This window comes from Sphingobium sp. AP50 (assembly GCF_900109095.1).
Classification (GTDB): domain Bacteria; phylum Pseudomonadota; class Alphaproteobacteria; order Sphingomonadales; family Sphingomonadaceae; genus Sphingobium.
The window spans coordinates 1-26,169 of the sequence record NZ_FNYZ01000034.1; the positions used below are offsets into that span (position 1 = coordinate 1).

Consider the following 26,169-nt stretch of genomic DNA (forward strand, 5'->3'; position numbering starts at 1 on the left):
CCCCGCTTTGGCTGGCGCAGCGGAACCTTCAGCCCCTCACGCCGCCAGATCCGCTCAACCCGTTTATGGTTCACCGTCCATCCCGCATGGCACAGTAATGCCGTCACCCGGCGATAGCCATAACGGCCATATTCCTTCGCCAAAGCGATGATATCCTCTGTCAGTGCCTGTTCGTCATCCGCCCCGCGCGGCACCTTGCGCTGTGTCGATCGATGCTGACCCAGCACCTGGCATATCCGTCGCTCGGACACCGGAAGCTCTCGTCGCAAATGATCGATGCAGCGCCGCCGCCGCGCAGGGCTCAGAAGTTTCCCTTGGCAGCCTCCTGCAGAATCAGCTTGTCCAGCGTCAGGTCCGAGATCGCCCGGCGAAGACGCTGGTTCTCTTTCTCCAAATCCTTCATCCGCCGCGCCTGGTCGGTCTTCAGGCCGCCATATTCCTTCCGCCAGCGATAATAGGTCTGCTCGCTGACCGCGATCCGGCGGCAGGCTTCGGCCGTGCTCGCTCCCTGTGCCAGCACAATCTCAACTTCACGCAGCTTGCCGATAATCTCTTCCGGCTTGTGCTTCTTGCTCGGCATTCGTCGTCCCTTTCGTGGTCCAGACTATCATAGTCTTTGGGCCACTCAACGGGGGGCAGATCACTTGGTCGCCCTTGTGTCGGGGGATGGCGACTAGTCGGCTATGCGGATCGCTGGCCGGCAGGATGTGCGTGAACTCGATCGCCACTAATTCCGAGGCACGCAGGCCCGTATCATAAGCGATCGAGAGCAGAGCGTAATCCCTCAACCCCATTTCATCGCTGCCACATGCCTTCAACAAAGTCTGCACGCTCACGCCTCGAGCCGGCTCCTGCACCGGGTCGCGCACCGCTCCCTTGAAGCGAAGCGGTCGTGCTTGGGTCTGCGCGGTACCGAGGCGACGACGCAGAGCCTTCATCTCCAAAGCGACCAGATCGTCACGGGTTGGATCGTCGAGCTTGAAGAGTCGGTGACAGGTGCCGATAGCCCAAAGTATGCGGGAGAGCGTGGCCGCCTTAGCGGGCTTTGCCCCCTCCCCGTCTGCCCTGGCACGCAGGAAGGCGATCACCGAGCGGACTGCGCAGGAAGCGCGCTCACACCGCGCCGCCTGCAGGCCTCGCCGAACCCTTGCATATCGGTGAGCAGGCCTCGGACGGTGTTGGCCGCACTGGCGGCTGAGGTGGCGGATATCAGATCAAGATCGACGGAAGGGCGACCGGTCGTCGGGAGATGAGCCAGAACAGTCTCGAAGCGCTCCAATGGCGTGCGCACCCGTTCTGCCTCCCGCAATGCATGGCGTGACGCCATCTCCTGCTTCCGCGCCCCATATGCCCATCGCTGTCCCGGCGCGGGAAGGATAGAATTCACATGAGCCAGGCGTGCCAATACTGCAGGCGCCACTCGAGCAACGGAGCGCTCGGTTTCCTCCGGCCATAGCGCCTCAGTCGCCGATGCTTCCGCCTTTTCGATCTGATCGCCGTCGCCCTAGTCCAACGTGTTATCGAAATCGCTTGGCTTCGCACTCGTGCGCAGGCGGACGATCTCTCGATCGTCCTGCCCGTCTTCGGGCAGCGCTAGGAAGGCACGTAGCCCGCGCAAGGGCCGCTTTGACGCATCTTTCACGCTGTTTCCTTTCCGAATTGTCTACTGAGACTATAAATGCCTTTAGATTACGGTTCAATGATAATGGCCATTGTCACTTATCCTCGAGCAGACATTGGCAAGGTTAAATAAGGTAGTTATGGTTTTGGCAATAAGTCTTTTAAGGAAGCTGCTCGCCGCTGGCCGACGAAATTCGACGTGATCGTCGACTTTCCAGTTGCCGGTAAGGCCTGATGACCCGGGGCACTAGAATACGGTGACCAAATATTTCCCCGAAAACTAGATAATCGTTCTCACGATTGTTAGACGAATAATGATCCGCTATCTCAACCGCCGTCTAGCGATCGAGCCCGTACCAACATGTATGAAGGTCAGGGAACCGACCTCGCCTGAACGTCCTTGCGCGACCCGAAGACGTCGGACCCGAACCGCTTTTGCAGATGAACCGCGACCTGGGCCGCATAGCGGCGTTGGCGGATCCCGTTGGGGCTATGGTAGATGCCCACCGCCTTCCAGTAGCAGCTCATCGATAGGGGCAATGCGTTGCTACTCGCCAGCGGCCTGACCAAATTTCAGAACATAAAACCCACGCTTCATTTCAACCTCTTCACTCCCTCCTCTCTGGAACGGCCTTACTGAAATCCGCAAGCCTTTTTTCGCGGCATTACTGGACAAACTGCATTACATATTTTCCGCAGGACATATTGATACTTTCCTGCACTCTCGTCATACTGTTCCTGCGGGCAGATCAACACTTGGAGTTGGTTTGCATATGGACGATAAGAACGAGCAGTTTCTGCGACTGAGCGCCGTGATCGCGAAGACGGGCAAGCCGAAGGCTTCCATCTATCGCGACATCCACCTTGGAACATTCCCGGCGCCGGAAAAGATCGGCGCCAGAGCGGTGGCCTGGCGCCTTTCGAGGATCCTACGCTGGATGCAGGCACCAAGCGCCTACCAAGAGGACTGAAACCACTCCAGCGCCCCGACATTGGGCTTTGCCGGCGTCGCCTTCTCAATGGCGATCGCCGCTGAAGCCTGTTCGGCCTTGTCGAGATAGTCGGCCCACCATTCGAGCATCTGCCGACGGTGGGACAGATAGCGCGCGGCGTTGTAGACGGCACGGACACCGCCGGGTACATGTGCCAGCTGCAGCTCGATCCAATCCGCCTTGAACAGCCCGGTTTCATTCAGCACGGTGCTGGCTATAGAACGAAATCCATGCACTGTCGCCTTGTCGCCAACCCCTAGCCGTTGAAGCAAGACCAGCATGCGGTTCGAACTGATCGTGTCCCCCTGGTTGCCGATTACCGGGAACAAATATTGGCCGAACCGCTCATTCCCATATTTCCCATAGACGTTGAGCTCCTTGATTTCCCGGAGCAAAGCAACCGCCTGCGGTGGCAACGGCACGAGATGCTCTACGCGCATCTTCATTCGCTCGGCTGGAATGCGCCACAGCGGCTCAGGGCCGCCCAAGCCCTCAAACTCAATCCACTGTGCATGCCGGGTTTCGGTCGTCCGGACCATGGTGAGAATCGTCCAACGCAAGGCAAGTTGGCTTAGCCGAGAGCCCGTATCTGCGTTCAGCGCAGCATAGAAGCGCGGCAATTCCTTGATCGGTATCTTTGATCGATGCGTGACCGCCGCGCGCTTGCGCATTACGGTGCCCAGATCACGACAAGGATCCGTAAGAACCCGACCGTCTGGAATGCCGAACCGGAAGATTTCGCTGCAATAGGCCCGCACCCGATGCGCCATCTCGAACGCGCTGCGGTCCTCAATGGCCTTGAGAGCATTGAGCATGTCGCGCGGCAAGATTGATCGCACAGGCAGTTTTCCGATAGTGGGAAAAATGTCGGCCTCGAGCCGACGCTCGATCACACCCGCGTAGCGATCGGACCATCCCGGTCGCTTGGCAAGCATCCATTCCTGGGCCAGTTGGCAGAACGTCGTCCGCTCGGCCTGATCCTCATATTTTAGCTGCCGCTTGATGTCAGCTGGATCATTTCCCGCTGAGAGAACCGCTTTCATCTCCTCGCGCCAGACACGGGCGCGATCAATGCTCATCAAGGGATAGTCACCACCGGTGATGCTTTTCTGCTTGTAATCGAAACGGTACGAGAGCCGCCACTCGCGTCGGCCGTTTGGCAGGACGCAGATATTGAGACCGCCACCATCGGCTTTCTTGATGGGGCGGGCGGCAGGAATGATGGATTGGATAAGGGTATCGGTCAGCACGGATCAGTCTCCTGGACGCCGTGCGCGAGACTTGAATCCTAACTTTGCACCAACAAATTTACCAACAAATCTCATGGTAACCACCTGGGCGGTTATGATCCTGTGTGAGATCATATTACATGAGATAGCAGCCTGAATATAGGCTATTTTTTGATGCCCATTTGAGACTTTGTTGGTCTTTTTGGACCGTAGTTTGGTTGCGGGAGAGCGCTTTGTCCTCAAACTACATTTTTGCAGCCGCTCATGAGGGGGCGGTCATAGCATGTCATCCAAACGAGAAGCCTTTCGCAAAGGAGGCCTATGACAGCCTTTCCCGCTGTATCATTTCGGTGAAACGCAAAGCCCAAGGACGCCCTAGAAAATGAACCTGCGACCGCTTTTGCCCCTAACCCCTATTGGAAATACTAGAACGATGCCCCCTTGCAATGTCACGCCTGTCTGTCGCAATTGACCTTAGCAGGCCGATCATGCACGGAATTATGGCAATTCCGAAAATGTCCGAACTCGACCGGCTCAAGGAACTTGGCTCGCGTCAGGCAAGAATTCGCGACGAGATCGTTACGGCACGTACGCAGCTGTGCTGACGTTACACTACAATGTTCGCGGCCTTGTCGTCCAAAAACTTGGTGAGCGCAATTTTCGCGCACTGATCGAGACGCTCTCGTCGCAATCAAAGCCTGCAGCTGACCAAGTTGGAAAAGAAACCGCGATCAGAAGTCGGTCAACCGAAGGCGTCGCTGCCAACGCCGATACCAAGTCCAAATTCCTAGAAAGGCAGCCGCCCGCCCCGTTTTGAAAGCTAGCTGAATTGATCCGCCGTGCCGGAATTCCTAGCCAGTTGCTTGTGCGGCAGGGCCCTCCTCGTCATTGGCGGCCGTGGTGGCTTGCTCATCAGGAAGTTCGACTGCTTCTTGGGCTAGATCTTGCGTAAATGCCTGGATCCAGGCCCGTGCCAGTTCGGAAAACGGCGACTTGGGAGCCGCCATGGCCCTGACGTCCGACAGTAGCCTGCTCACTGTCGACCGCAGCTTGAGGACGGCATCGTCTATGACGTGCTGCGCTTCACCGTGGACGGACAAGCTCGAGAGCCTGTCAGCAGTGACGGACAGATCCCGCACACTGTGTCCCAGTATCTCGAGTCGGCGCAATATCCGTGTTCGCTCCTGCACCAGCGCGAGGCGATTAAGACCGAACATCTGGATTGAGACGGCGCCTTTGACGCTTGCACCCGCTGCGTGAGCTGCCGCTTTTACAGCTTCGACATCTTCGGACAGGAGCGGCAGTGCAATGCCGTCTTCGTCGGCGACATCGGAGAAAGGAAAGACGATACCGAGTGGATTGCGGCGGTCGATCATAAAGCGCAAATGGGCGCGCGGATCTTCTGCGCAGGGATCAATCAGCATGGCCTCCTCTGCTGCATGAGGCCCCAGCATGTCGCCCTCAGGAAGTTGCTCTACCCGAACGCCCTCGATCGGGAAGCAGGCTCCTTTGCCCGACTTCATTGTGCTCAGCCGGGTTGCTCGCTCATCGTTGAGAAGCGCCAGCAGACTGGGAAGGCAGTCCGGCGTCTCCTGCTCGCGCCGGCGGTTGCAGTCAATGCAGCTCGGAAGAAGGTTCCACCAGGTTGCGGCCAGCCACCAGTAGCCGCTATGCTCCTCCCCTTCGACCGCACCTTTGGGCCGGAAATGCTCGACATCGACTGGAGCCGTCAAGTCATAGCGCGTTTCGCAATAGGCACATTTGCCGTGAAACAAATCCTCTAGCGCATGGCGGACATCATCCTCCTTATAAGCGCGAAAGCTTGGTTTTTTCTTTGGTTGTGCTACCCCATGTTGATCCAGCGGACCTGGCACCGTATCATCATGATAGTTCTTCAGCCGGCCATGTTCCCGGATACCTATTCCCGAAGACGATGTCAGACTGTCTGGCGCTGCCACGCTGGTGCGATCGACATACCGCATCAAATTTGCTCCAGCAGACGCACGATCTCATCGCGCGTGTCGGATCGAAGCCGGGGCAACTGATCGGCCGGCTTAACGCTGCGATCCTGCAGATATTTTTCGACCGCTTCCTGGACGAGCCGCTCGACGTCGGTCGAACCGATGGGCAGCGCCCTGCCTATTTGCTGCCGGATTTCCTGACGCAGCCGCTCTGCTCGTTCAGCATCTGCGATAGGCGATTTATCCGCCTGCGTTCGCGCAAGAAGATCGCCGACACGAGCAAAGCTTGTTTCCACCTGTTCTGCGTCGGTAGTGAAGAGCTGGAAAAAGTCTGACGTCAGCAATTGCTCGACGGTCATCGTGTCGATCGACGGAAGATCGAGCATTTTTTCGATCAGAACAAGCGGCCCCGGATGTAGCTGCAGCGGTCGGCTTGAACGGCGCAGAACCACGACCTCATCTCTCGAAAGGCCGCGCAGGCAAAGGGGGTCATGGGTCGTGGCTATGAAGACGACCCCAGGTAGTGCCTCGCGCAACCCTTTGACGATCTGCATTTTCCAGCGCGGATGAAGATGTGTCTCGATCTCGTCGATGAGCACCACCGCCCGCGCATTCGCCAGCGATGCACCGCGCTTGTCCTGAACAGAGATCAGCCCGCGAAGCACATCACAGACCATGCCCAGCACCGACCGGAAGCCCGAGGAGACAAGCGACAGCGGGGTTGGAGCGGTGACCGGCCCGTTTGGTCCGGGCACGACGGTATCGAGATAGCAGCGCCCGCCAGCCACCCGAATCAGGTCGAAATCCTGTTCCAGCGCTAATATGGCACGAAGCGCGCGCACAACTTCGGCGAAGACGGGCAGATGCGCGATCGAAACTAGCCACGCTTCCGGATCGGGAAGGATATGGTCCGGTTCGAAGAGGGAGCGGATACCTGATGGCGGTCGCAACCGCCCCGGCTGGGCGACGAACACCCTAAACGCGCCATAGGCAAAGACCGGAATGCGACTATGTTCGTGGCTTGACCAAGTTACGAAGCCATGCAGTCCGATCTCAAGGCTTGTATGTTCATCCCATTCATAATCGACGGATAGCCTTGCACCCTGAAGCGCCGCGTTCGGCGGACCGCCAAGATATTCCGGATCGAGCATCAGGGATACGGGTTCGAGATCGCGATCTGCTAGAGTATGATCGTCCGCCAAGGCAAGCGTGATTGCCTCCAGCACCGAGCTTTTGCCGGTGGCATTTTCGCCCAAAATCATGAGCAAAGGCGCCCGCACTTTCCCCTGCCGCTTCCTCCCGTCGGCGACATCTTTGGCCGGCTCTTCCAACGCAAACTCGAGACACTCCAGCGATTTAAAGTTCTCTATTCGTATCGCCTTTGGCCAGCTCCGTCCCGCACCTGCCCTCCAGCGTTTCAGGCGCGGTTTTGCATAACGATCCGGATCGCTATTCAGACTATATATGGCGGCGAGAAGCTGCTCACGAGCACGCGGTGCCTTCATTCTCTCGACAAAAAACCGCTCCAGCTCCTTTTCCCGTCCAAGCTTCAGCGTCGACGAGCTCATCATCTTGCCGAGCTGGAGCAACAGGCAACGCCAACTCCCCCCAAATTCCATATGATCGAAATCGAAGAGTCCGCCCTTTATGTCAGTGCGGTGCCTCCGGTCATGCAAGCGCGCGAGAGCGTCGAGCCGATATTCAAACTGCCGCTGCCGGGGGATAACAAGATCTTCCCGGTTGAGACGGAAATGCTCGATCGTCGTCGCGCCACGGTCCCCTTTGGGGATCAGCATGCCAGACGGAAGGGGTAAGAAATGCGAGGAGAAATTGATTGGCTCGCACGGATCGATAAGCAACGCATCTTCGCGGATTGGATCCACCCAGCGACCCGGAGCAGCCTCTAGCTCTGCCTCAATTTCACCTAGATTTGGAAGGGGACAGCGCGTCGACCTGACGGGAAAGACTGACGCGTCCCGAGGCCAGCATCTTTCGCAGATGGCGTAGATATTTTCCCAGGCATTAGCCAGCCAAGTATAATAGAGATGGGTTCGCGTTGCGTCGGGCGCGGCGACGTTCGAACTAGGACCAGCGTCTTCCACCGGTCTGAACCTATATGGAAGCACGGGCCTCTCAGTCTCGCAGAAAGCGCAACGGTTGTCGAACAACTCCATGACGGCATGGTCGAGCTCATTATGTTGAAGCGCAAAGTCGGTCATGCCAGCACGTCGATGCGCAATTACGTCTTTATCCTGAGCGAATAATTCAAGCAGTCTCGATCTGGCTTGCGCTGTATTCTCATCGGAAAGACACGCCGGCGGTGGCACCTTGTTTCGATCTACATACCGCATTTTACCGAATCCCATGCTAGTCCGCAGCCTTGTCTCGCAGGCATGTAACATCGAAGTAAAGATGCATTTTTCTTCCGAAACCGACCGCCAGCCTGCATATGATAGACACTCAGCTGAAAATCGTGTCGCGCGCCTTAGAGTCAACATCGATCGCCATGCGTCTGGGTAACCGGCGTATGCTTGAGCAGCTCGCTGCTAATGTTGAAGCATCTGCCAACGTGGTCACACCTAGGGGATCCGGCCGCCGTCTTCGAAACTGACGTATTCTCGTATCGCTGGCATCTGAACGACGGCAGGCTGATACGAAACGGACGAAGAGCGCGACTTCGGATCAGAATGCTGAGCTAGCTGGTGCCGCCACAGCCTTTGGCGGAATGCGTGGCGACCAGTTCAGTTGTACAGGCAGCCATGCGAGACATTTGTTCAAGAATCACGTACCGCCGCCATCACTCGAACTAGATGTCTAGAAGATCGTCTCACCAAATCGACGCTTCAAATGTTCCGCAACGCTGTGCGAGTATCGCTTCTGTCGATCCAAACTCGGGCTGTGATAGACACCAACTGCTTCCCAAAAGCTGCCGGTCGACGTCAGGGCAGAAACGAAAATCCAGCGGGCCGCGTTGGCGTTGAAGCATGGGTCATACCGCAGCCAGTGGCGAACGTCTTGCGGCGGACGTTCCAACATATCAGCGATCCTGGGCACCCACCAGCTATTGATCTGGAGTGGCCCTAGATCATGGCTCCCGTCGCTGTTCTTCACAGCAGCACCGATCCATCCACCTTCCTGGTCGCGCAATCCCCACAAGGTCACTTCGAGCCATCTCTGTCCGCCCGCCGCTTGTCTGATACATTTGGCGACCCTACTTTCAGCGATCGCATCATGACCAGCAGGTACCGCACGAGCATCGGACTGCCAGAGGGTCAGCACTATGATCAACATGAAACGCTTACCGATCATGGCCATGCAATCGCTCCTCGGGTTTCCTGTCGACGACACGCTCCTGGGCCTTAGAAGCCTGGGCCTTTCGCTCCCCGACAAGTGTCTGCAAATGACGATCGAGCGTCTCGAACAACGAACGGGCATTGCCCGCAAGGCGTCCGGCGAGTGTGCGGTTTGGCCCTCGCTGATCAAGCTGGCGCGCGAGCACCCTGCCCTCCGCCTTGCGCCGCTCCTCAAGCTGATCGAGCCTCATTCCATTTAAGCGCGCTTCGTTCCGAGCGGCAAAGCGCTTGCTGTGATCTCGCTCGAGCCGCCCCAATCCTTCGAGTGCCGAAGTTTTCTCGCCGGTACGCTCTGCGAGCTTGGCGACCAGCTTCATGGCGTCCTCCGTCCAGAGTTTGACGCCGTATCGTGCTCGCGTGATGGCAGTGTAGAAGTTCTGCCCATTGACGAGCGGTGAGGCCACGGGTGCGAGAACATAGACCCGGTCGTAGGTTTTTGACTGGGCAGAATATACGGTCTCCGCATAACCATGGTCCCAAGTGGAATGGCGTCCAAGATCGATCTGCTGCACCCGATCGCTGCGGTCCCAACGAACCGTGGCTATCATGCCTTCGAGCTTTTCCACCGTCCCGCGTTCGGCGTTTTTGAGATCCAGTTCCTTGGTCGCGAGCCGCCACTGGATGCGATCGCCCGCAGCGAGGTTGCGATGCTCCGACAAGAACACGTTCACCTGCGCGGCCTTGCTCGTCCGGGGATCCCAATTGTGGATGCGCCCCTGTTCGTCAGCCAATCGCACGAGCTGCCGCCCCTTTGCATCGCGGACCACCGCAATGACCCGATATTCGCCGTCGCGCGCCAGCCCAGCACCAACCTGATCACGGTTGAATTTCAGGACCTGGCCACCGGAATAGAAGCGGGCCATCTGCTTCTCCTGATCGCTAAGTCCGGCGGGTGTCAGGACAGCGAGCCGGGTGTCCTCGGCGGCAACGACGCCCTCTCGCTGCAATGTCTCGCGGATCTGGCTGTTGACGATCAAGCGCGTGGCATTCTCCAGAACGAGGATGTTCGTGGTTGCCCGGCTTTCAGGCTTGAGGCGCTTCCATTCGGCAACAAGGCTCTTGGCAAGCTCCTCCGCATCAGCGCCGCTAACCACCTTATCGAGATGTTCAATCGAACCAGCATAATCACCGGCGCGGGCATGGGTGACGGCAAGCTTCATCGCCTTGGTTTCCTGCCGCCGGGACTCCACCAGCTCGGCGGTTGCCATGCCGAGCTTCTGCATGAGCCAGAATGCCTTCCCCTGTTCGATCGCGCCGGTCTGTCGATTGTCTCCCAGCAGGATGAGCCGCGCGCCGGTTGCCCTGCTGATCTCCAGCACGCGCAGCGCCTGGCGGTTTCCAAGCTGTCCGGCCTCATCAAGGATCAAGACATCTTTGTCGCTCAGGCCATGCCCGCCGCTCGCTAACAGGCTGGCGACGGTCCGGGACGCAATCTCCGCGCGGTCACCCAGCTCAGCGGCAGCAGATGACGTCGGCGCAAGCGCCGTCAGAACCTTCCCGGTATGTGCCGCATCCTTGAGCGAGCGAACCAACATCGATTTCCCCGCCCCTGCCACACCGTGCACGGCCGTAATCCGGTCTCCCGATAATGCCATGTGGACGAGGGCCTGCTCCTGCGCAGGACTCAGGATGCCGCCTTCCAGGACAGGAAGCAGCCGGTCTGCACTGGCGACCTGCCGGCCGTCGCCCAGCGACAGCGCAAGGTGTTGGGTCAGAGCCTGTTCGATCCTTACCGTCCTGCGGCTGGTTCGCCCTCGTGTGAGGATGGCGTCGCCCGTCTGCCCCCGCGTCGCCAGCAACTTACGGCGGCTCTCATGGTCGGTCAGGAGCGGTCTCAGGTCTTCGAAGCGGACCTCACCCACATGGGAAGCAAGGCCGGTCGCAATGAGGCGACCAAGGGAGTTTACAGCCTCCCGCCCCTCCGATTGCCTGATGCCGAACAGGGCCGCCCGGGCTGCGTCCGCGGCCTCCACCGGGACGGGGCGATCGCCAGCCTCCCGTGCTTCGGCGAGGATAGCGCCAAGCGCCGGTTCATAGCGTCCGATTCGCATTTGCCAGCGATCATGGAGCTCGTTCAGCCCCACTTTCACCTTTGGGCCGCGCGTCTCGTAGAAACTCTGGCGGCGCGCCGCCTGTCCCGAAAGGCCATGCTCAGCGGCATGGGCGTTGATCTGCTCGGCGCGTTGCGACATCTCGGTGATCAGCGCCTTTGGCACCCCTCTGATTTCGAACAATCCCCGCCGGGGATCGAAGTCGATCTGAAATCCATGCTCCCTCAACTGGTGGGCAAGGGCGTTCCGGTAAATCTGTCCGCTCGCCATCTGCTCGGCATACATGGCCCGCGTTTCGAGACTGGCCATCGGGTCTCCGGGGTCGCGGTTCGTCATGTTGAGGATGACGACATGAGTGTGGAGATGGGGATCAAGCTCACGGCTGGCGTGCTCGGTAAAACGTGCCCACAAGAGCCGACCCGTCGTCTCATGGACGACTTTCCCCTCCTCCCGGCGGCGCAGCTGGGCATGTTCCTCAAGATAGGAGAGCGCCGCGTCGATGGCCTTCTCATGCGCAGCAATTATTCTCTCGTCGCCAAGAGCCAGCGCCATGATCGACACCGATTTGGGCGCGCTGATCGCAAAGTCCCACCCCGGATGATGGTCGATCCCCTCCGCTCGCCGACGCCCCAGCTGCTGGTCTGCGACCGCGCCGCTGAGCAACGCCTTAAACTGCGCGGGATCCACTTCTCCGCGCAGCCCCAGCTCGCCCGCCATCGCGCCACCCCAGGAGGAAGTCTCCGCTTCTCCCTTCGTATAATAGTCCCCCACGGTGTAATAGCGGGCGATGTTGCCCGCCGTGCCCTTCAGGCGGCGCGGATGCATCATGCCGGCCTCGCATCGTCTCGCTGGCCGTTGGACCGGCTATGCTTGTGGAGCTTGAAACCACTCCTTGGTCCAAGGAGCTTAGGCGGATCAACAATCGGGGCGTTCCCGGCCGGTTCCGACACTTCGTTGCCTTCATCGGTGAGCGGCTCATTCGGTGCTGGCTTTTTGGGGGAACCGCTCGCCAGGGGCAGCTCCGGCTCTGTTGACGCTTTCTTCTCAGTGCGACGACGCTTCCGTTGCGGTGACGTCTCAGGCTGAGACGGATCGTTGCTGTCATCGAAACGCTTGGCTGGTTCGGTTCGCTCGACAAATGCCGGCTCGATCGTCGGCAGCCCATTGTACCGATCCCTAAAATGAACGACCGGCAGATTTCTTCCAAACCGCAGAAAGCCCGACAGGTTGGGGAGGTTCGTAACTTCGGTGTGCATGACCAGCGGACGGGTGACCTGCATGCGGGAGAGGTTGACGCCGTCCCGCATGTCGTTGACCCCATAGGACATGCCCTCATTGGCCTCTACCTGCTCGACCTGCCCTAAATTCTCCGAGACATGCTTCGCCGTGGGCGTATCGTTTGCCCGTAGCGCCACCCAGGTCGAGCAATAGCCAGTAATCGCCGCCGCATCCTGGATGCCATAGGTTGCCTCCAGCTGGGGATAGGACTGGAACCCCAATATACCGCACCCGCCATATTTGCGGGCGCGCGCCAGGAAGTCACTGAGTGAAGGCAGCCGCTGGAGCGTCGGCAGTTCATCGATGACGCAATAGAGGCGTCGCTTCTGGTCAGGCGGAAGGCTCATGATCGCGCTGATCGCGATATCGAGCCAGACCGTCACCAGCGGCCGCAGGGAGGGGAGCTGATCGGCTTTAACCGTAATGAAAAGCCAGCTGTCATCCTCTTCATTGGCGACCCAGTCGCGCACCGAGAAACCATCCAGCGTGTCATCCAGATAAGAGAAGCTGCGCATGACGGAAGCCAGCTCGGCACGAATGCCAGCGGACGTTCGATCCCCCTCCATCGAGATGAAGGCGGCGGCATCGGTCCCTTCCGCAAAGGCGGCCAGCGTCTTCAAGGGGCTCCGAAGCAGGGTGTCGAGCAAGACCGAGATGAGCATTTGCCTGTTCTTGGCGAGCTTGCGGAAGACGGCGACCAATGTGCCTCTTGCCGCCTTTGCCCAGAAGGGATCGCCTCCCTTGTCCGGGATCGTGGATTCCGCGATTTGATCATAATGATAGTCGCGCGGCACATCGACCCAGGGGGACCAGCTGTCCGCTCGCGCATCGAGCGGGTTCAGCAATATGTCGTGCCCTGGCCGGTAGAATTTCTCGACGAAGGTGCCGGCGGTATCGAATACGATCGCCCGACGCCCCTTGCTGCGCATCCCCGCCAGCATCTTAACGATGATGTTGGTCTTGCCCGTCCCCGGCGCACCGCAGATCAGGATATGCTCTGGCTCGAACTCCTCCGGGACCGGTACGCCGCCGATGGCGAAGCTTCCCCGCCGCGAACGCCACAGCAGACGGCGCAACTGTCGGGCTGTCCCGAACCGGGCGCCCCGAATGAACTGATTGGAGCCGAGACCCTTCCCGGTTCGGGTGAAATAGAACCAGGCCCAAAGAAGCATGACCGCGGCGAAGGCACCTGACAGGGCCGCCCCATAAATCAGATGCTGCTCCATCGCCTGCATGGTCTTTTTTGCGATGGGAGAGGCCAGCAGCATGTCCGAGTTCGTCCAATATTGGCGGCCAGCCGGGGTCCTGAACAGGATCGGTGCGCCGCCCGGTACGTCACTCTTCAACGTGGCTTCGGCAATCTTCATCGCGACGAAGCGTTGATAGTCGCTGGATTTTTCAAGCACGTACCAGATGATACCGCCGATCCAGATCACAAGGCCTGCGAGCGAAGTCTGGAAGAAGACCTGGGTCGTCATCCTGACATTGTGAACGATGGCCTGGCCACCACGAGTCCAGGAGCCCAGCGTGTCATTGCGAAAGATGCTCATAGCGCACCATCTTCGGGCGCGAGCAGCCCCCGTTCGAGGAGTAGAGCGCGGGCATCATCCATGCCCTTCTGAAGAATATCGGGGCGTCGCGTTCCTACCGAGGCTGCCAGAATGGCGAAGACCTGGATGAGGGTCGCCTGCACCTCATCGAAGCGGCCATGATAGCCGCCGGCATCGACCCCTTCGAACCGATCGAGGATGTCGCGGACATATTCTGGAACGCTGAGCCGCGCCGATCGGGCGCCGGCGACGAGACGCCCATGGAGAGCGTCCTTCAATCTGATGTTGATCCTGGGCAAGCGCCGAACTCCTGTTCGTTGCCTGTCCAGATGGGGTGAAGCCCGGCCTTTATACCCGGAATTTCAGGCGATCTCAATGCCTTACATCTAGGTAACAGGCACCTCCATGGTGCCAAAGCTTATCAAACACTTAGCCTCGCATTGTCCCCAATCGGTGCCCGTTTGGTGCCAGTTCCCGCCGAGAAAGGCGACACCGGCACCAACGGGCACCGGGCCAAGACCCGCAGATATCCTTGTGATTCGCGCCCGCAGCACCCGTGCGTACGGTGCATTACAATACGCCCTGTGCGTGCGTCCCCTCGTCGCAGCGGGCTCGCCCCGCTGCGCTGCCTCGTGCCGGAAGGCGCGGGGCACCCCGAAGAGGATTTCCTTTCCTGCGGAACGCAGCAGCAGCAAATCGATCTGCGCGACAGATTGCATTCGTTGCGATGATCCTCGATATTGTGATCGGCGGGCAGACCATCCAATGTGAAAGGATGATCAATGCCCAAGTTGAATGACCGTGATCGGCTCGCAGACCTCGAAGCGCGCCAGACGAAAATAGCGCAAGAGATCCTCGACGCCCGCCGCGCTCTGCGCGGCAAATATGCCTCCATCATAAGCGACATGGAGGTTGAGAAGCTCAGCGAAAGAGACTTTCGCGACCTGCTTCAGCACGCGATCAGGGTGGGTGGGCCAACCGCTATCGCTGCATTGAAAAGCCTTGCGCCGGCCTCAAAATCCCAACCGGAAAAGCGCCCATAGGGCGTCCCTGCGACGAGCACGGCGAAGCCGCGCGCAGGAGGCCCGCGTTCCCAAGAATGCGGCATCGTTGCCCGACGGGACGGGCGCGCAGCGCCTGTCCTTGAGGGCAACGACATAGAGCGACAGACAAAAAAAGTGGGAGCTATCGGACCCGCGCCCGACAGCTCCCGCATATCCTTCGCGGCGTCAGTCAGCCCAGTGCGCCGGGCCGTCATAGAGTGAGAGTAACACCGGCGCGACACCGATGGAGCGCATCACCCTCACCAGCTGAGCTTGGATACCGCTCCCTTCAGCGACGATGGCCTCGACTGGCCGCAACCGCGCGATCTGATCGTTGCGCACGAACCCGGCGCGATTTCCCCAGCGCGCCTTGTCGATGCCCAGTTTCACCACCGGCGTCCTGGTCTTTGCCGCCCACGCCTCGGCAATTGCGTCGCCGCCGCTATTCTGGGCCGTGGTCAGAAGAACCATTTGCGGCCGGATCGCCTTGGCCCTCGACAGAGCCTTCCAGATCGGCTCCGGGTCCGCCCACTGACTTCCGCCGGAGAAAACCACCAACGGTCCTTCGGGGTGATGCTGTCCGATCCGGCGCTGGCGTCGCGCCGCGAGATAGTCCGTCCCGTTGATGACGCTGGCAGTCCGCTTGGAAGATACCAACGTCGCCCTTGGCGCCGACCAGGGCCTGCCGGTCTCGTTATGATAAACCGCTGCGGCATGGTCCCGCATGCAGGCCAGAGCGTCTGCAGCCTCGTCGAGAAAGGCCAGCTCCTCATGCGCGCGCTCCAGCTCCACGGCGTGGATTTCGCTACCGTCAACCTGCCGGAGAAGGTCGCGCATCTGCCTTGCCGCGCCATCGGCTTGTCCCGCTGCCTGATCGCTCACCCGATGGAAACTGTGAACGATGCCCCATGCGATGCGCCCTGCCACCTTCTCCAGCCTGGTATCCCGTAGAACGTCGAAGAGCGTCGTCACGATCAACTCGACCGCGAACTGGACTTGCGTCGCATCGGGCATGTGCCCTGCGCGCTCTTCGTCGTCCCGGCTCACCCTCACGCCATCAAGGTCCGTCTCGAAAGCGGCGAGAAAGCTGTCGGACGTGACCGCGCTTTCATCAGCAATGAGAGCGGCAATCTCGGTGAAGCTACGGACGGAACGCAATGCCTTGGTCATGAAAACCTCCTATGATGGAAAGAGGTCTCCTCCCCTGCACGGGCTCCGAGTGACGGGGTCAAGGATCGGGGCGCAGCCCCGACCGCGGAGCGGCGATGGGGGGCACGATTTTTTTCGGCACGCGGCAAACCAAGCATGAACGGGCTGCCGCCTGCCTGCCGAAAAAAATGGTGGGGCCCCGTCGTCCTTGAGGCCGGCGCTGTCCCCGTGCCATGCTTAAAAGACTTGAGAGAAGAAGTGTGGCAGCACCCCAGGGGGCTCGATGCCCCCTGGGGTGCTATGGTCCTCACGCAACATGTGCCCAACCGCCCATCCGACATTGCCCCGAGCACCGCCGCTGACAAAAAAAGGGACCGCGCGCCGGATCGGCTGCGGTCCCAGGGAAGGCTTGAATTTCGTCAATCGCCTTCAGATCGGCGGCCGATAGGCGTCATATGGGTTTCCTTCAGCGAGGTGGCCGAAAGGGGTCATGAGATAGGCCCCCTCCTCCCGTCCGACTGCGCAAATGACGTAACGGGGTTCCCCCGATGTTGCATCCTGGCATTCCATCAGGGCAAGATTGCCATCTTCCGCCGCCCGAAGCAGCGTCTTGAAGTTGGCGCTGAGATAGTCTGGTATCGCCATACTATCCCCTCTTAATAGCCACGGCGCGAAGCGCGCGACGGGATCTTCACGGCATCAGCGGCTTGGTCCGCCTTGCGCAAGGCATGGATCGGCACATTAGCGTGGCGCAGCAGCTGATAGAGATTGGCCTGCACGCCTGATCCTTCACAGAGCACTGCCTCGACTGGTTTCAAATCGAGGATTTTGCGATTGCGGGTGAAGGCGGTTTTCCGCCCCGTTCCATATAGACCGTAACGCACGACCGGCACTTCAACGCCACTGCGCGCAGCCCAGGCGGCGGCGATCTGATCCACACCGCGGCGTTGCCCGGTGGTGACCAAGGTCATGTGGGAGACCCGCGCATGGATGGCGTCAAGCCGTGCCCATATTGCCTGCCAGTCATGCCAGTCGGCCGGCCCAGTAACGACCACCACCGGCCCTTGCGGCAGGTGACGTTCGCGCTGTTCGAGCTGCCGCGCACGCAGGAAATCGATCGCCGCGATCTGGCTAGCGCTCGATGCAGAAGAGGCCCGCGTGCCTCTCGCCGGCGACCACGGCCAGCCCGACTGCGCTCGGTACATTTCGGCGGCATAGTCGCGCATACATTCGATCGCCTGCCGCTGCTCGGCGATCGACTGGCACTGAAGCTGCTTTTCTTCAACCGAGCGGGCATAGATCTCGCTCCCCTCCGGGTCTCGCGCAAGTTCACCCAGCTCCTTGGCGAAACCGTCCTCGCGCTTTTCCAGCTTCCCTGCGAGAAAATGGAAGCTGTTGACGAAGCCCCAGGCGATATCAGGCGCAAGGGGTTCCAGACGGGTGCCGGTAAAGAGGTCAAAGATCGCTGCGATGATGCCGCCACACTCGGCTTGCGCCGCGATCGGCTCAGGCATCTCATGTTCGGCTGGCGCATCTCCAGGCTCAGCAATGGAGAGCGGCATTGGGTCGCCAAAAGCCGCCTGATATTCCGGCGTCGCGACCATCTGTGCGTAAAGGGTAGGCAAGTCAGCAAAGCGATCAATGCTGTGGCGCAGGGCATTAGCCATGATGCGCGTCCTTTCCAAAATCGGCAGACAAAAAGAAAGGCCGGGGAAGCCATTGCTCCCCCGGCCCATGACGCACAAAGACCTCAGTGAGGCACTTCGTCGTCGAAGTCGCTGCCGCCCATGTAGCTGCCGTCCATGCCAGCGGTGCTCGCGCCGAACCCGCCCATGACCTCGCCGCCCATCGCCGGACGCTCCGAGCGCTGTCCGCCGCCAAAGCCACTCAGGGCATCGCGGCGACGCCATGCGACCCGGTAGCCTTCGGCATCGGTCCCGAAGAGAGCGATAGGCAGCGGCTCGGCCAGGCTCGGATCGTCGAGCGATCCCTGAAGGAAGCTCTCTCCGGTCTTGTTAGCGGTCGCCTCCCATAGCGCACCGATCTGAACCCAGCGCTGCCCGACATTGAGCGCCACGATCTCGAAGACGGGCGCGCGCTCATTGGTGCTTTCGACAGGCCGAAGCCCAAGCCGTGGCAAGTCGATCGAACGGGTCGCGATATGACCGATAAGACGACCGTTCACGGGCTTGATTTCACCGATATTCATAACCTCAACTCCTTGGAAATGCCGCTCTCGACCATTCGAATGCGACACTCTCCAAGATCCTTCTCCACTCTCAAACGCAGCGGCTCCGTCCTGCACTACCGTGGTTCCCGAAGGAGCCTCCTGTCCCCCAAACCCATATTTTGTAATCGATCCGATGAAACAGATAGATGCAGTGGATGTCTCGCCACTGGCAGCGGCCAGCGGAAAATTGCAGCCGATCTGGCGGCAATTGTCCGTGCACGGTCCCCACGTGCCAGTTACCCTCCAATATGGAGGCTTCAATATGGATCATTCCCCCAAACGCGAATTACCTGACGAGCTTGCAGAGGTTCGAGATACCCTGGTCAGATGCCTGGAAGTCCTCGACCGGTATGACGAGCATGACGCCGCCTTGCATGTTTGCGCAGGGTATGAACGCCTAATCGGCGCGCCTTCTACGATGGAGCAATGGTACATAATGACCGGCCGTGGCCCCGATGGAGAAGATATTGAAGACGGCAATACGCACTGACCCGCTGGCTAACCTTCCCCGTTTCACTATCCCCAAAGGTTAGGCACCAAGCCGCCATAAAAAACGGGCTTCAAACCCAAGAGGTCAGCTACTAAGGCTGGCGCCTCTCACTCAACAAGGATGCGACATGAACAATAGCGACCTGGCTGAAGCGCTTGCCGGCGAACATGGCCTGACCAAGGCGGATGCCCGCAAGTTTGTCGATACGATCTTCGCGCAGATTACCGGAGCCGCTGCCAAGGGTGACGAAGTCTCGCTGAATGATTTTTGGCAAGTTCAAGGTCAAGGAAAGTCCGGCTCGTGAAGGCCGAAATCCCTCGACCGGCGCGACCATTCAGATCGCCGCTTCGAAGAAGCTCGCTTTCACGCCTGCCAAGGCGGTGAAGGATCAGCTCAACGGCTGAAATTCAGGGAGGCGTCCCGGACGCGGGACGCCTCTACCTGCGAAGCATAGTCCCGAGCGGCTAGCCCCTCATATTCATGGGGAATGGGATGGATGCATTTGCTGCACCAATGAGGTGTCTCAGTTTTGCAAAGGCCGACTCTTCGCCGCCGCGAACACCCAGATTATAGCCGCGGGCGTAGAGCCTGAATGCGATCGCAGCCATGTCCGGCGAAGCATCGCCTGGGATGAGTTCGAGGAAATTCTCCTCGTCGTCGCGCAGTTCCAGCATACCGGAATGGGCGTCGAGGCGTGTCAACGCGACGCGCGCTGGCGAGTTGAGTTCAGCCAGACGCGCGTTGAAGCGACGCACATACGCCGCATCCGGGATCGGACTATGCATGGTCAACTCCAATCCCAGGAAGGAAATCCCCCCCGGTTGCGGAGGACTCCCGCGCCACAGCTTCGATCCAGGCGGCCCGGGCATCTTCAACTGTATGGGTGAGTGCATGATCGACGCAGAACATGTGAAACGCGCTGTCGAGGGCAAGTTCCGGCGAGGACAGCGCATCGACCAATGCGGCGGCGAAGCGGTCGAAAGGTGTGAGATCATCCGCCGGAACCCATCTGGCAAGATCATCGCTTTCCGCGTTGCAGAGGTCGCAGAAGGTGCAGTCATAGACACCTGAAATCGCCCACGCCTGTCGATGGGCGTCCCATCTCGCGCTGGCGTCGCGCGCGAGCATGTCGCAACCGCAGTCTCGGCAGACAGGTTTCAGGGCGCCGGCAGGCGAAGTCGGGTCGGGCTCGTCAGGAAAGCCGGGAACGAAACTGAAGCTGTAGGAAAGCTTTGGGATCCGCAGGTCGAAATAGGTTGAGCCTTCAGCGGCGAGATAGGCCGCGGTCCAGACTTCAGCCCCCTCCTCGATTTCGAATGAAATAATCTCGGAGGCGAACTGGTCGCCCCCGCTGAAAAAGTCGACATCGATGCGATAGACACGCGTCGTCGTGGTCAGGTGAGCCATAACAAATCTCCTTGAATTTTAGATGGGTGGTGCCGGGTCGATCAACGAGCGCGTTCGAGAAGCTTGCGGGCCTTGCCTTCAAGCTCCAGGCGACCATCCTGATGCGGGCGGCTGCGCGCGAGTGCGGTGATGCCCTGCACGAAGTCGTAAACCGAAGCCGGCGGATGCCCCTCTTCAGCCAGGACGGTCGCAATGATCTTTGCGGTCTCGGCCTTGGAAAAACCTTCCTTGCGGAGGAAGCTCTCCCGGTCTTCGTCCCTGCGCGCGACGACGGCGGATCTTGCCGCGGTGATGCCATCGATAAAGGATCGGGGGGAACTGTCGGCAAAATGGGCTAGCGCCGGCGCCGCCTCGTGGGCGAAGCGGTTCGCCGCGAATTTCGAGTGCCGGATGTTGATCTCCTGGAAATTCTCGACTCCCCAGAGATTGCGATTCTGACACACAGCGCGAAGATAGAATGTCGCTATTCCCAATGACTTGGAGCCGACTTCTGAGTTCCAGCAATAAAATCCACGAAAATAGAGGTCGGGATCGCCATTGGGCAGTCGGCCCGCCTCAATCGGATGGAGGTCGTCGACGAGAAACAGGAACACGTCCCGGTCGGAGGCATAGAGGGTTGTCGTTTCGCTGCTCACATCGACATGCGGATTGTAGGTCATGGATCCCCAATCGAGAACGCCGGGCACCTTCCAGCGTGTGTCGCCGGTGCCGTTACCCGCGATCTTCATGACCGCGCCGACCAGTTCATGATCCCAGATGCGGCCATAATCGGGGCCGGTGACGGCGCGCAGCTCAGTGCGGCCATCGCTTGTCTGTAGCATCTTCACATGCTCGCCCGGATGCCGGATCAAGCCGTGCTGAAGGTTGATGCCGGCAAGGGCTGCGGGAAGCTGGCGCAAATAGGAAGCCGGCGCGCCGACCAGACTGCAGAGTTGGCCGAAGGACCAGTTGGTCGGCGCGACCGGCTCGTGATCTTCCGACAAAATGAGCGAAAGGCGCTCAGGCTCGTCGCTGCGGGCTTCGACACGAACCGTCCGGCTCTCGACGATACGGGTCGTGGCGCGCTCCGCTCGTGTCCGTACACTGTCGTAGAGATCACCTAGAGAGAGATAGCGCTCGTCCTGGGGGCGGTTGAACCATTCCGACGACACACGTGAGATGTTCTGTCCGCGTGAAACATCGACGCGATAGGGGCGCGTGACAGCGCTCTGAGATGCAGTGATTGCAGTCATGGGAACCTCCAGAATTGGATGGACTGACGATCCGGTGGGCCATTCCCCAACCTTCGCCATCCCATCCTCTCCCCCTCCCTCCTGCCGTCACGGCAGGCCCGGCCACCTCCGGCCGGTTCAGGCAGCCTTGTCCGAAAGGGCAACGAGCTTGCCCCATTCGGCGCCTGTCCGGCTGATCTGCTCGACTATGGTCATGGCTCGATCAGCCGGAATGAACAGCCTGGTCTTGTAAGCGATAATCTCGGTGAAGCAGCCAATCGATTTTAGCCATTCGCGCCGCAGTGCCGGGTAATCCCTGATTTCCAGACGCCGGCTGTCGTTCACGAACGCCCAGATGAGCCTTGCCGCATCCATGCCCGCAATGGCCACACCTTCGCCGTTACGCGCCGCAACGATCATTTCCGATGGCGACAGGGCGATCTTCATCGAGACGCTGAAGGCCGATGCGACCTTCGCCAGCCCGCTTGGCGAGATGATGCGGCCGAGGATCGAATGTCCAACAGCGTCAGACACGCGCCAGACCCTGAGATCGTCGTCCGGCAGCTTGTTCCAGACCGGCAACAGCAAACCGGTCGCCATATTGATCGTCTCGACATCGAGCTTCGAACGCGCCTCTGCGACCTCGGCTTCCCAGAGTGTTTCGAACTCGGCTTTGCCGATAGGCGCCCAATGGCTCTCGACCAGAGCATGATCACGGATACGTTCGCGACCTGTGGGCCGCACAAGCTCCCACATCGTAATCGGCTCTCCCTCACTGTCCATGATCGGCCAGCTCGTAACCTGGAGCGCAACACGGCCCGACTTGCCGTTACGAAGCCAGCCTGCGGCCTCTTCGCCATGCTGGCGGGTCAGCTGGGCAAAGCCGGTCGCTTTTCGGCGATAATGCAGCTCCAGACGGCCGAGGCGTGTCTCAGCGCCCGTGACAGGGTCTCGACGGAGTATCTGTTCATCCAGCAGGATGATGCGCTCGGCCTGGATCGTCTCAACGCCGATATCGAGCCTGCCGGCCTCGCGCGCTGCATCGATCCGGGCCTGGATCAGCGCCATATACTCCTCGAAGATCGCATTCTGCGTCTCGATACGAAGGGCCAGCAGGCGATTGAGCCAGCGCTGGATTGGCGGAAGATCATCGAGCAGTCCGCCCGAATCTTTGTCGAGGAGCTTGAGCCCGGTCATGGCGATGAAGGCGCTGAGCGAGGTGCTCGTCAATTTGCCGCGGTAGAGCAGATGATACCATTGATTGAGAGCGTCGCGGGCATAGTCGCTCTCAAGATTGTCCGCCGGATCGAAGAGGTTCTGTCCCCCGGTCTGCCGCTGACCTCGGGTGAGCGCGCCCAGGCTGTCGAGACGGCGCGCGATCGTGCTGATGAACCGCCGCTCGCCGCGGCAATCGGTGGTGACCGGCCTGAAGATGGGGGCGCTCGCCTGATTTGTGCGGTTGGACCGGCCCAGACCCTGGATCGCGTTCGATGCCCGCCATCCCGGTTCCAGCAGGAAGTGAATGCGGCGCCTGTCGGATGACTTGCAGTTTCGGTCGGCATGATAGCTGCGCCCGGTCCCACCGGCGTCGGAAAAGACCAGGATCTGCTTCGCCCCGGACATGAAGGCTTCAGCTTCGACCAGATTGCTCCTTGACCCTCGGCGTTCAACCTTCTGCCGCCCGTTTCCGTCAAAAACCAGACGCCGCGACCGGCCAGTGACTTCGGCGACCGCCTGCGTGCCGAAGTGCCGGATGATCTCATCGAGTGCAGACCCGATCGGCGGCAGGGCGCAAAGTTCCTCGGTCATTTCGTCGCGAAGCGCGAGCGCCTGCTGGCAAAAGACAGGATTGCCGTCTGCGTCGATCATCAGTTCGGAGCGCTCGACATCGTCGCTCCCCTTGATCACCTGCATCATGCGAACCGGAAAGGCGGTCATGAGATAATCGATCATCGCTTCGCGTGGAGACAGGTCGATGTCGAGCTGCGCGCGCTCATCCGCCGACAGGGTGGCAAGCCTTCGAGCCAGCATGGCTTCGGCCGTCGTGACGAGCTGAACGACGGCATGGTGCCCCGCCGCCACCTCATTGGTGATCGCCTCGATCAGGCTCGGAACCTTCATTGCGATCAGCAACTGCGCGAAAAAGCGCTGCTTGGCGCTTTCGAACCGCGAAAGAGCCGATCCCTTGGCCTGGGCATTGAGCGATTTGTCCTCGAACCGATCTACAATATTGGTGAGGGCAAGGACCTCGTCTAGATTGCGATGAATGACGGCCCAGCCATCGGCATAGGCATTGTAAATCGCAATCTGATCCTGGCTTAGCGGATGCTCGAGCGGCTCATATTCGACGCCCCGGAAGGTAAGCGCCCGCGCCGTATAGAGGCCGAGCGCCTTCAGATCGCGGGCGACGATTTCCATAGCGGCGATGCCGCCCTTCTCGATCCCGCCCATGAATTCGGCGCGATCCGCAAAGGAGGTTCCAGGCCCCCAAAGGCCGAGACGGATCGCATAGCAGAGATTGGCGGGATCGGTCGCGCCGGTCGCCGAAACATAGAGAATACGGGCGCGGGGCCGCAGATTTTGCAGCCGGACCCCCGCCAGCCCCTGTTCCGAGCCTTTCTGCTTGCCAAACTGGCTCTCGGTGCCGGCGGCATTGGCCATCTCATGGGCCTCATCAAAGCAGATGACCCCTTCGAAATCCGATTCCAGCCAGGCAAGGATCTGGGCAAGGCGTGAAGCTTCGTCATGCCGCTGGGAGCGCAGGGTCGCGTAGGTCAGGAAAAGGATGCCGCTGCCCATGGAGATCGGTGTGCCGACAGGAAAGGCGTCGAGCGGCTGGATGTCGAGCGGGGATCCACCAAGTGCCGCCCAGTCTCTTCTGGCATCCTCGATCAGCGCAGCGCTCTTGGAAATCCAGACGGCCTTGCGGTGAGCGCGGCTCCATTGGTCCATGATGCAGGCTGCCACCTGCTGGCCCTTTCCGACTCCGGTACCGTCGCCGATAAAGTATCCCATGCGATAGGGTTCGCCATTCCCGTCAGGGGACAATAGCGTGCCTGCTTCATTGGGGGCGTAGAGACCGGGCAGGTCGCGCTCGAAGGCTTGGCCAGCATAAATGAGGGTCTCAAGCTGCGCGTCCGACATGGCGGCGACGGCGCAGCGTGGTAGCATTGGCACATAGGTCGGCTTGGGCGGCAGTATCGAAGACATGGCGATCGACTCGACTAGTTGGTTGGGATGCTCTTTGGCCCCAGCGATTTCCATGCGGGAGAGCCGCCAGGGTATGTAGATGCCGATCTGCTCAGCGGCGGGTAGAGGGGTGTCGCGAACAGCGTAGGCAAGCGGTTCGACGGTTCCATCAATCGCGACAATCGGGCGAGGCTTGGGGAGCGGTGCGATCGCGCCTTGCCTGCCCGCCAGCAGCGATCGAGTGACCGGGCGCGCATTCCGTGTCGAATTGCCAACCGATGGACGACTACCTGCCGGCTGGGTCGGTTCGGGCGGAACTTCTCGGCTCAGGCGCGGCGGCAAAGAAAGGATATGCGGAACCAGCGCATCGACGCCGTTCACTGTGATCCGGAGCGGCTTACCTTCCCATCCTTTGTCATAGACCAGAAGGCGGACCGAAATGCTGGTGCCATGTTTGGCGAATGGGCGCCCCTGTATCGTGATCTCGACCCGGGGCGGCACGAGGGCTGCGACCGCTTCATAGCCGCTCGCCGCGATGCCATCATGCGCGAAAGCCGGCGACATGATCGCGACACAGCGTCCGCCCGGCACCAGGCGGGCAAGAGCTGAGCGGAGATGGCGCGCACCGGCGTGGCGATCCTTGCCGCGCGCCTCACTTCGGGCGAAGGGCGGGTTTATGAGGACAAGGCTTGGGCGCTCAGTCTGGTCGAGCAGATCGTCGATATGTTCGGCGTCGTGCCGTGTGACCCCATCGCCGAATGCCTGGGCGAGCAGACCTGCCCGAAGCGGATCACGCTCGTTCAGCACCAGGCGTGCGCCGGCTGCCTTTGCAAAGCCCGCCAGCATTCCGGTCCCGGCGGAGGGTTCCAAGACCACATCGTGTGGCGTGATGGCAGCGGCCACCGAAGCGAGAAAGGCAAGAGGCGCAGGCGTCGAGAATTGCTGCATGTCGATCTGACGTTCGGATCGATAGCTTTGTGTCGGCAATCGCTCCGAGAGCACATTGACGCCCAAGAGCGCGCGATCAGGCTGGGCGTCGTCATCGCTGTCGGCATCTCTCTGAAGAAATGCCGTGACCTGCGCCAACTCGAGAGCGTCATAGGCGTCGCGAAGCGACCAAGCGCCCGAACTGTCATCGGTCCCGAAATGCACTGTCATCAGCCGTGAGAGCCGTTGACGGCTGACAGGCTGGCCGGCGCGAATGAGGTCAGCAAGCGACCGCGCGACGGCGGCGATAGTCCAGATCTTCTGGTCGAGCGGGTCTGAACCGCTTTTAAGAGCGGCGAGAAGCGAACGGGTCATCGGGAAACTCCTGTCAGTGGGGACACTGCCACTGCTCGGCAGCGCGCCCATCCCCCTCCTCCCTTCCGGTGGGAGGGCGTCGGGAAAGCGAAAAACCGGCGCCGCGAGACGCAG

Annotated in this window: 19 protein-coding genes and 2 pseudogenes; 4 read left to right on the forward strand and 17 right to left on the reverse strand. The window is 60.2% G+C overall.

Features of this window, described 5'->3' with window-relative positions; translation table 11 throughout:
• Nucleotides 1–580 (reverse strand): annotated as a pseudogene (locus BMY84_RS27340) (transposase); the annotation flags it as partial.
• The gene (locus tag BMY84_RS27345) at nt 531–938 is read right to left on the reverse strand and encodes a tyrosine-type recombinase/integrase (RefSeq protein ID WP_371262459.1); all 408 of its coding nucleotides are present in this window, start codon (nt 936–938) and stop codon (nt 531–533) included. The gene BMY84_RS27345 and the pseudogene BMY84_RS27340, both read right to left, overlap by 50 nt.
• A 1,455-nt stretch (nt 939–2,393) precedes the next feature.
• Here BMY84_RS27345 and BMY84_RS27355 point away from each other — a divergent pair.
• Nucleotides 2,394–2,591: a helix-turn-helix transcriptional regulator gene (locus BMY84_RS27355; RefSeq protein ID WP_093088208.1), complete on the forward strand. Its 198-nt coding sequence runs from the start codon at nt 2,394–2,396 to the stop codon at nt 2,589–2,591.
• On the opposite strand, the gene BMY84_RS27360 is transcribed toward BMY84_RS27355, so the two are convergent.
• The 7 genes from BMY84_RS27360 to BMY84_RS27390 all read right to left on the reverse strand — a co-directional run bounded on the left by BMY84_RS27360 (nt 2,576) and on the right by BMY84_RS27390 (nt 14,333).
• On the reverse strand, nt 2,576–3,862 hold the full coding sequence (locus BMY84_RS27360) for a tyrosine-type recombinase/integrase (RefSeq protein ID WP_093088209.1): 1,287 nt from the start codon (nt 3,860–3,862) through the stop codon (nt 2,576–2,578). The genes BMY84_RS27355 and BMY84_RS27360 overlap by 16 nt on opposite strands.
• Nucleotides 3,863–4,692: 830 nt before the next feature.
• Nucleotides 4,693–5,823, reverse strand: a complete 1,131-nt coding sequence (locus BMY84_RS27365; protein WP_143075193.1) for an endonuclease — start codon at nt 5,821–5,823, stop codon at nt 4,693–4,695.
• Complete coding sequence (locus BMY84_RS27370) at nt 5,823–7,685, reverse strand: AAA family ATPase (protein WP_177204236.1); 1,863 nt, start codon at nt 7,683–7,685, stop codon at nt 5,823–5,825. Before BMY84_RS27370 ends, BMY84_RS27365 begins: the two co-directional genes overlap by 1 nt.
• A 931-nt stretch (nt 7,686–8,616) precedes the next feature.
• Complete coding sequence (locus BMY84_RS27375) at nt 8,617–9,117, reverse strand: lytic transglycosylase domain-containing protein (protein ID WP_256215482.1); 501 nt, start codon at nt 9,115–9,117, stop codon at nt 8,617–8,619.
• Entirely contained in the window at nt 9,101–12,034 is a 2,934-nt protein-coding gene (gene mobF, locus BMY84_RS27380) for a MobF family relaxase (RefSeq protein ID WP_093088214.1), read from the reverse strand. Before mobF ends, BMY84_RS27375 begins: the two co-directional genes overlap by 17 nt.
• A complete protein-coding gene (locus BMY84_RS27385; protein WP_093088215.1) occupies nt 12,031–14,034 on the reverse strand; it encodes a type IV secretion system DNA-binding domain-containing protein in 2,004 nt (667 codons plus the stop codon). The genes mobF and BMY84_RS27385 overlap by 4 nt, the downstream gene beginning before the upstream one ends.
• On the reverse strand, nt 14,031–14,333 hold the full coding sequence (locus tag BMY84_RS27390; protein ID WP_093088217.1) for a hypothetical protein: 303 nt from the start codon (nt 14,331–14,333) through the stop codon (nt 14,031–14,033). Before BMY84_RS27390 ends, BMY84_RS27385 begins: the two co-directional genes overlap by 4 nt.
• Nucleotides 14,334–14,816: 483 nt before the next feature.
• Here BMY84_RS27390 and BMY84_RS27400 point away from each other — a divergent pair, with 483 nt between their 5' ends.
• Nucleotides 14,817–15,077 carry a hypothetical protein gene (locus tag BMY84_RS27400; RefSeq protein WP_093088219.1) on the forward strand — a complete coding sequence of 87 codons (261 nt, stop codon included), beginning with the start codon at nt 14,817–14,819 and terminating at the stop codon, nt 15,075–15,077.
• A 186-nt stretch (nt 15,078–15,263) separates the two neighbouring features.
• Here BMY84_RS27400 and BMY84_RS27405 read toward each other — a convergent pair whose 3' ends face one another.
• From BMY84_RS27405 to BMY84_RS27420, 4 genes are all read right to left on the reverse strand, one after another.
• A complete protein-coding gene (locus tag BMY84_RS27405) occupies nt 15,264–16,247 on the reverse strand; it encodes an SLOG family protein (RefSeq protein ID WP_093088221.1) in 984 nt (327 codons plus the stop codon).
• Between the two features lie 408 nt (nt 16,248–16,655).
• The gene (locus tag BMY84_RS27410) at nt 16,656–16,871 is read right to left on the reverse strand and encodes a DUF6117 family protein (RefSeq protein WP_017503383.1); all 216 of its coding nucleotides are present in this window, start codon (nt 16,869–16,871) and stop codon (nt 16,656–16,658) included.
• 11 nt (nt 16,872–16,882) lie between these two features.
• On the reverse strand, nt 16,883–17,893 hold the full coding sequence (locus BMY84_RS27415; RefSeq protein WP_093088222.1) for a DUF2493 domain-containing protein: 1,011 nt from the start codon (nt 17,891–17,893) through the stop codon (nt 16,883–16,885).
• Between the two features lie 83 nt (nt 17,894–17,976).
• Entirely contained in the window at nt 17,977–18,435 is a 459-nt protein-coding gene (locus tag BMY84_RS27420; RefSeq protein ID WP_093088224.1) for a DUF736 domain-containing protein, read from the reverse strand.
• A 154-nt stretch (nt 18,436–18,589) separates the two neighbouring features.
• Here BMY84_RS27420 and BMY84_RS30710 point away from each other — a divergent pair, with 154 nt between their 5' ends.
• Nucleotides 18,590–18,946: a hypothetical protein gene (locus BMY84_RS30710; RefSeq protein WP_256215483.1), complete on the forward strand. Its 357-nt coding sequence runs from the start codon at nt 18,590–18,592 to the stop codon at nt 18,944–18,946.
• A gap of 127 nt (nt 18,947–19,073) precedes the next feature.
• A pseudogene (locus BMY84_RS27430) lies at nt 19,074–19,350 on the forward strand (HU family DNA-binding protein).
• Nucleotides 19,351–19,410: 60 nt separating this feature from the next.
• On the opposite strand, the gene BMY84_RS27435 reads toward BMY84_RS27430, so the two are convergent.
• From BMY84_RS27435 to BMY84_RS27450, 4 genes are all read right to left on the reverse strand, one after another.
• Nucleotides 19,411–19,731 (reverse strand): hypothetical protein, encoded by a 321-nt coding sequence (locus BMY84_RS27435; RefSeq protein ID WP_218147049.1) that lies wholly within the window; start codon nt 19,729–19,731, stop codon nt 19,411–19,413.
• Nucleotides 19,724–20,353 carry a hypothetical protein gene (locus BMY84_RS27440; protein ID WP_218147050.1) on the reverse strand — a complete coding sequence of 210 codons (630 nt, stop codon included), beginning with the start codon at nt 20,351–20,353 and terminating at the stop codon, nt 19,724–19,726. Before BMY84_RS27440 ends, BMY84_RS27435 begins: the two co-directional genes overlap by 8 nt.
• A 41-nt stretch (nt 20,354–20,394) precedes the next feature.
• A complete protein-coding gene (locus BMY84_RS27445) occupies nt 20,395–21,585 on the reverse strand; it encodes a DUF932 domain-containing protein (protein ID WP_093088243.1) in 1,191 nt (396 codons plus the stop codon).
• Nucleotides 21,586–21,702: 117 nt separating this feature from the next.
• Nucleotides 21,703–26,055, reverse strand: a complete 4,353-nt coding sequence (locus BMY84_RS27450; RefSeq protein WP_093088226.1) for a strawberry notch-like NTP hydrolase domain-containing protein — start codon at nt 26,053–26,055, stop codon at nt 21,703–21,705.
• Nucleotides 26,056–26,169: the final 114 nt, after the last annotated feature.

Excerpts from the sequence above, each read along its gene's own strand:
- BMY84_RS27345 (WP_371262459.1), bottom strand. The coding sequence starts at position 938 with ATGAAGGCTCTGCGTCGTCGCCTCGGTACCGCGCAGACCCAAGCACGA.
- BMY84_RS27355 (WP_093088208.1), top strand. The coding sequence starts at position 2,394 with ATGGACGATAAGAACGAGCAGTTTCTGCGACTGAGCGCCGTGATCGCG.
- BMY84_RS27365 (WP_143075193.1), bottom strand. The coding sequence starts at position 5,823 with ATGCGGTATGTCGATCGCACCAGCGTGGCAGCGCCAGACAGTCTGACA.
- BMY84_RS27375 (WP_256215482.1), bottom strand. The coding sequence starts at position 9,117 with ATGGCCATGATCGGTAAGCGTTTCATGTTGATCATAGTGCTGACCCTC.
- mobF (WP_093088214.1), bottom strand. The coding sequence starts at position 12,034 with ATGATGCATCCGCGCCGCCTGAAGGGCACGGCGGGCAACATCGCCCGC.
- BMY84_RS27385 (WP_093088215.1), bottom strand. The coding sequence starts at position 14,034 with ATGAGCATCTTTCGCAATGACACGCTGGGCTCCTGGACTCGTGGTGGC.
- BMY84_RS27400 (WP_093088219.1), top strand. The coding sequence starts at position 14,817 with ATGCCCAAGTTGAATGACCGTGATCGGCTCGCAGACCTCGAAGCGCGC.
- BMY84_RS27405 (WP_093088221.1), bottom strand. The coding sequence starts at position 16,247 with ATGACCAAGGCATTGCGTTCCGTCCGTAGCTTCACCGAGATTGCCGCT.
- BMY84_RS27410 (WP_017503383.1), bottom strand. The coding sequence starts at position 16,871 with ATGGCGATACCAGACTATCTCAGCGCCAACTTCAAGACGCTGCTTCGG.
- BMY84_RS27415 (WP_093088222.1), bottom strand. The coding sequence starts at position 17,893 with ATGGCTAATGCCCTGCGCCACAGCATTGATCGCTTTGCTGACTTGCCT.
- BMY84_RS27420 (WP_093088224.1), bottom strand. The coding sequence starts at position 18,435 with ATGAATATCGGTGAAATCAAGCCCGTGAACGGTCGTCTTATCGGTCAT.
- BMY84_RS30710 (WP_256215483.1), top strand. The coding sequence starts at position 18,590 with ATGAAACAGATAGATGCAGTGGATGTCTCGCCACTGGCAGCGGCCAGC.
- BMY84_RS27435 (WP_218147049.1), bottom strand. The coding sequence starts at position 19,731 with ATGCATAGTCCGATCCCGGATGCGGCGTATGTGCGTCGCTTCAACGCG.
- BMY84_RS27440 (WP_218147050.1), bottom strand. The coding sequence starts at position 20,353 with ATGGCTCACCTGACCACGACGACGCGTGTCTATCGCATCGATGTCGAC.
- BMY84_RS27445 (WP_093088243.1), bottom strand. The coding sequence starts at position 21,585 with ATGACTGCAATCACTGCATCTCAGAGCGCTGTCACGCGCCCCTATCGC.
- BMY84_RS27450 (WP_093088226.1), bottom strand. The coding sequence starts at position 26,055 with ATGACCCGTTCGCTTCTCGCCGCTCTTAAAAGCGGTTCAGACCCGCTC.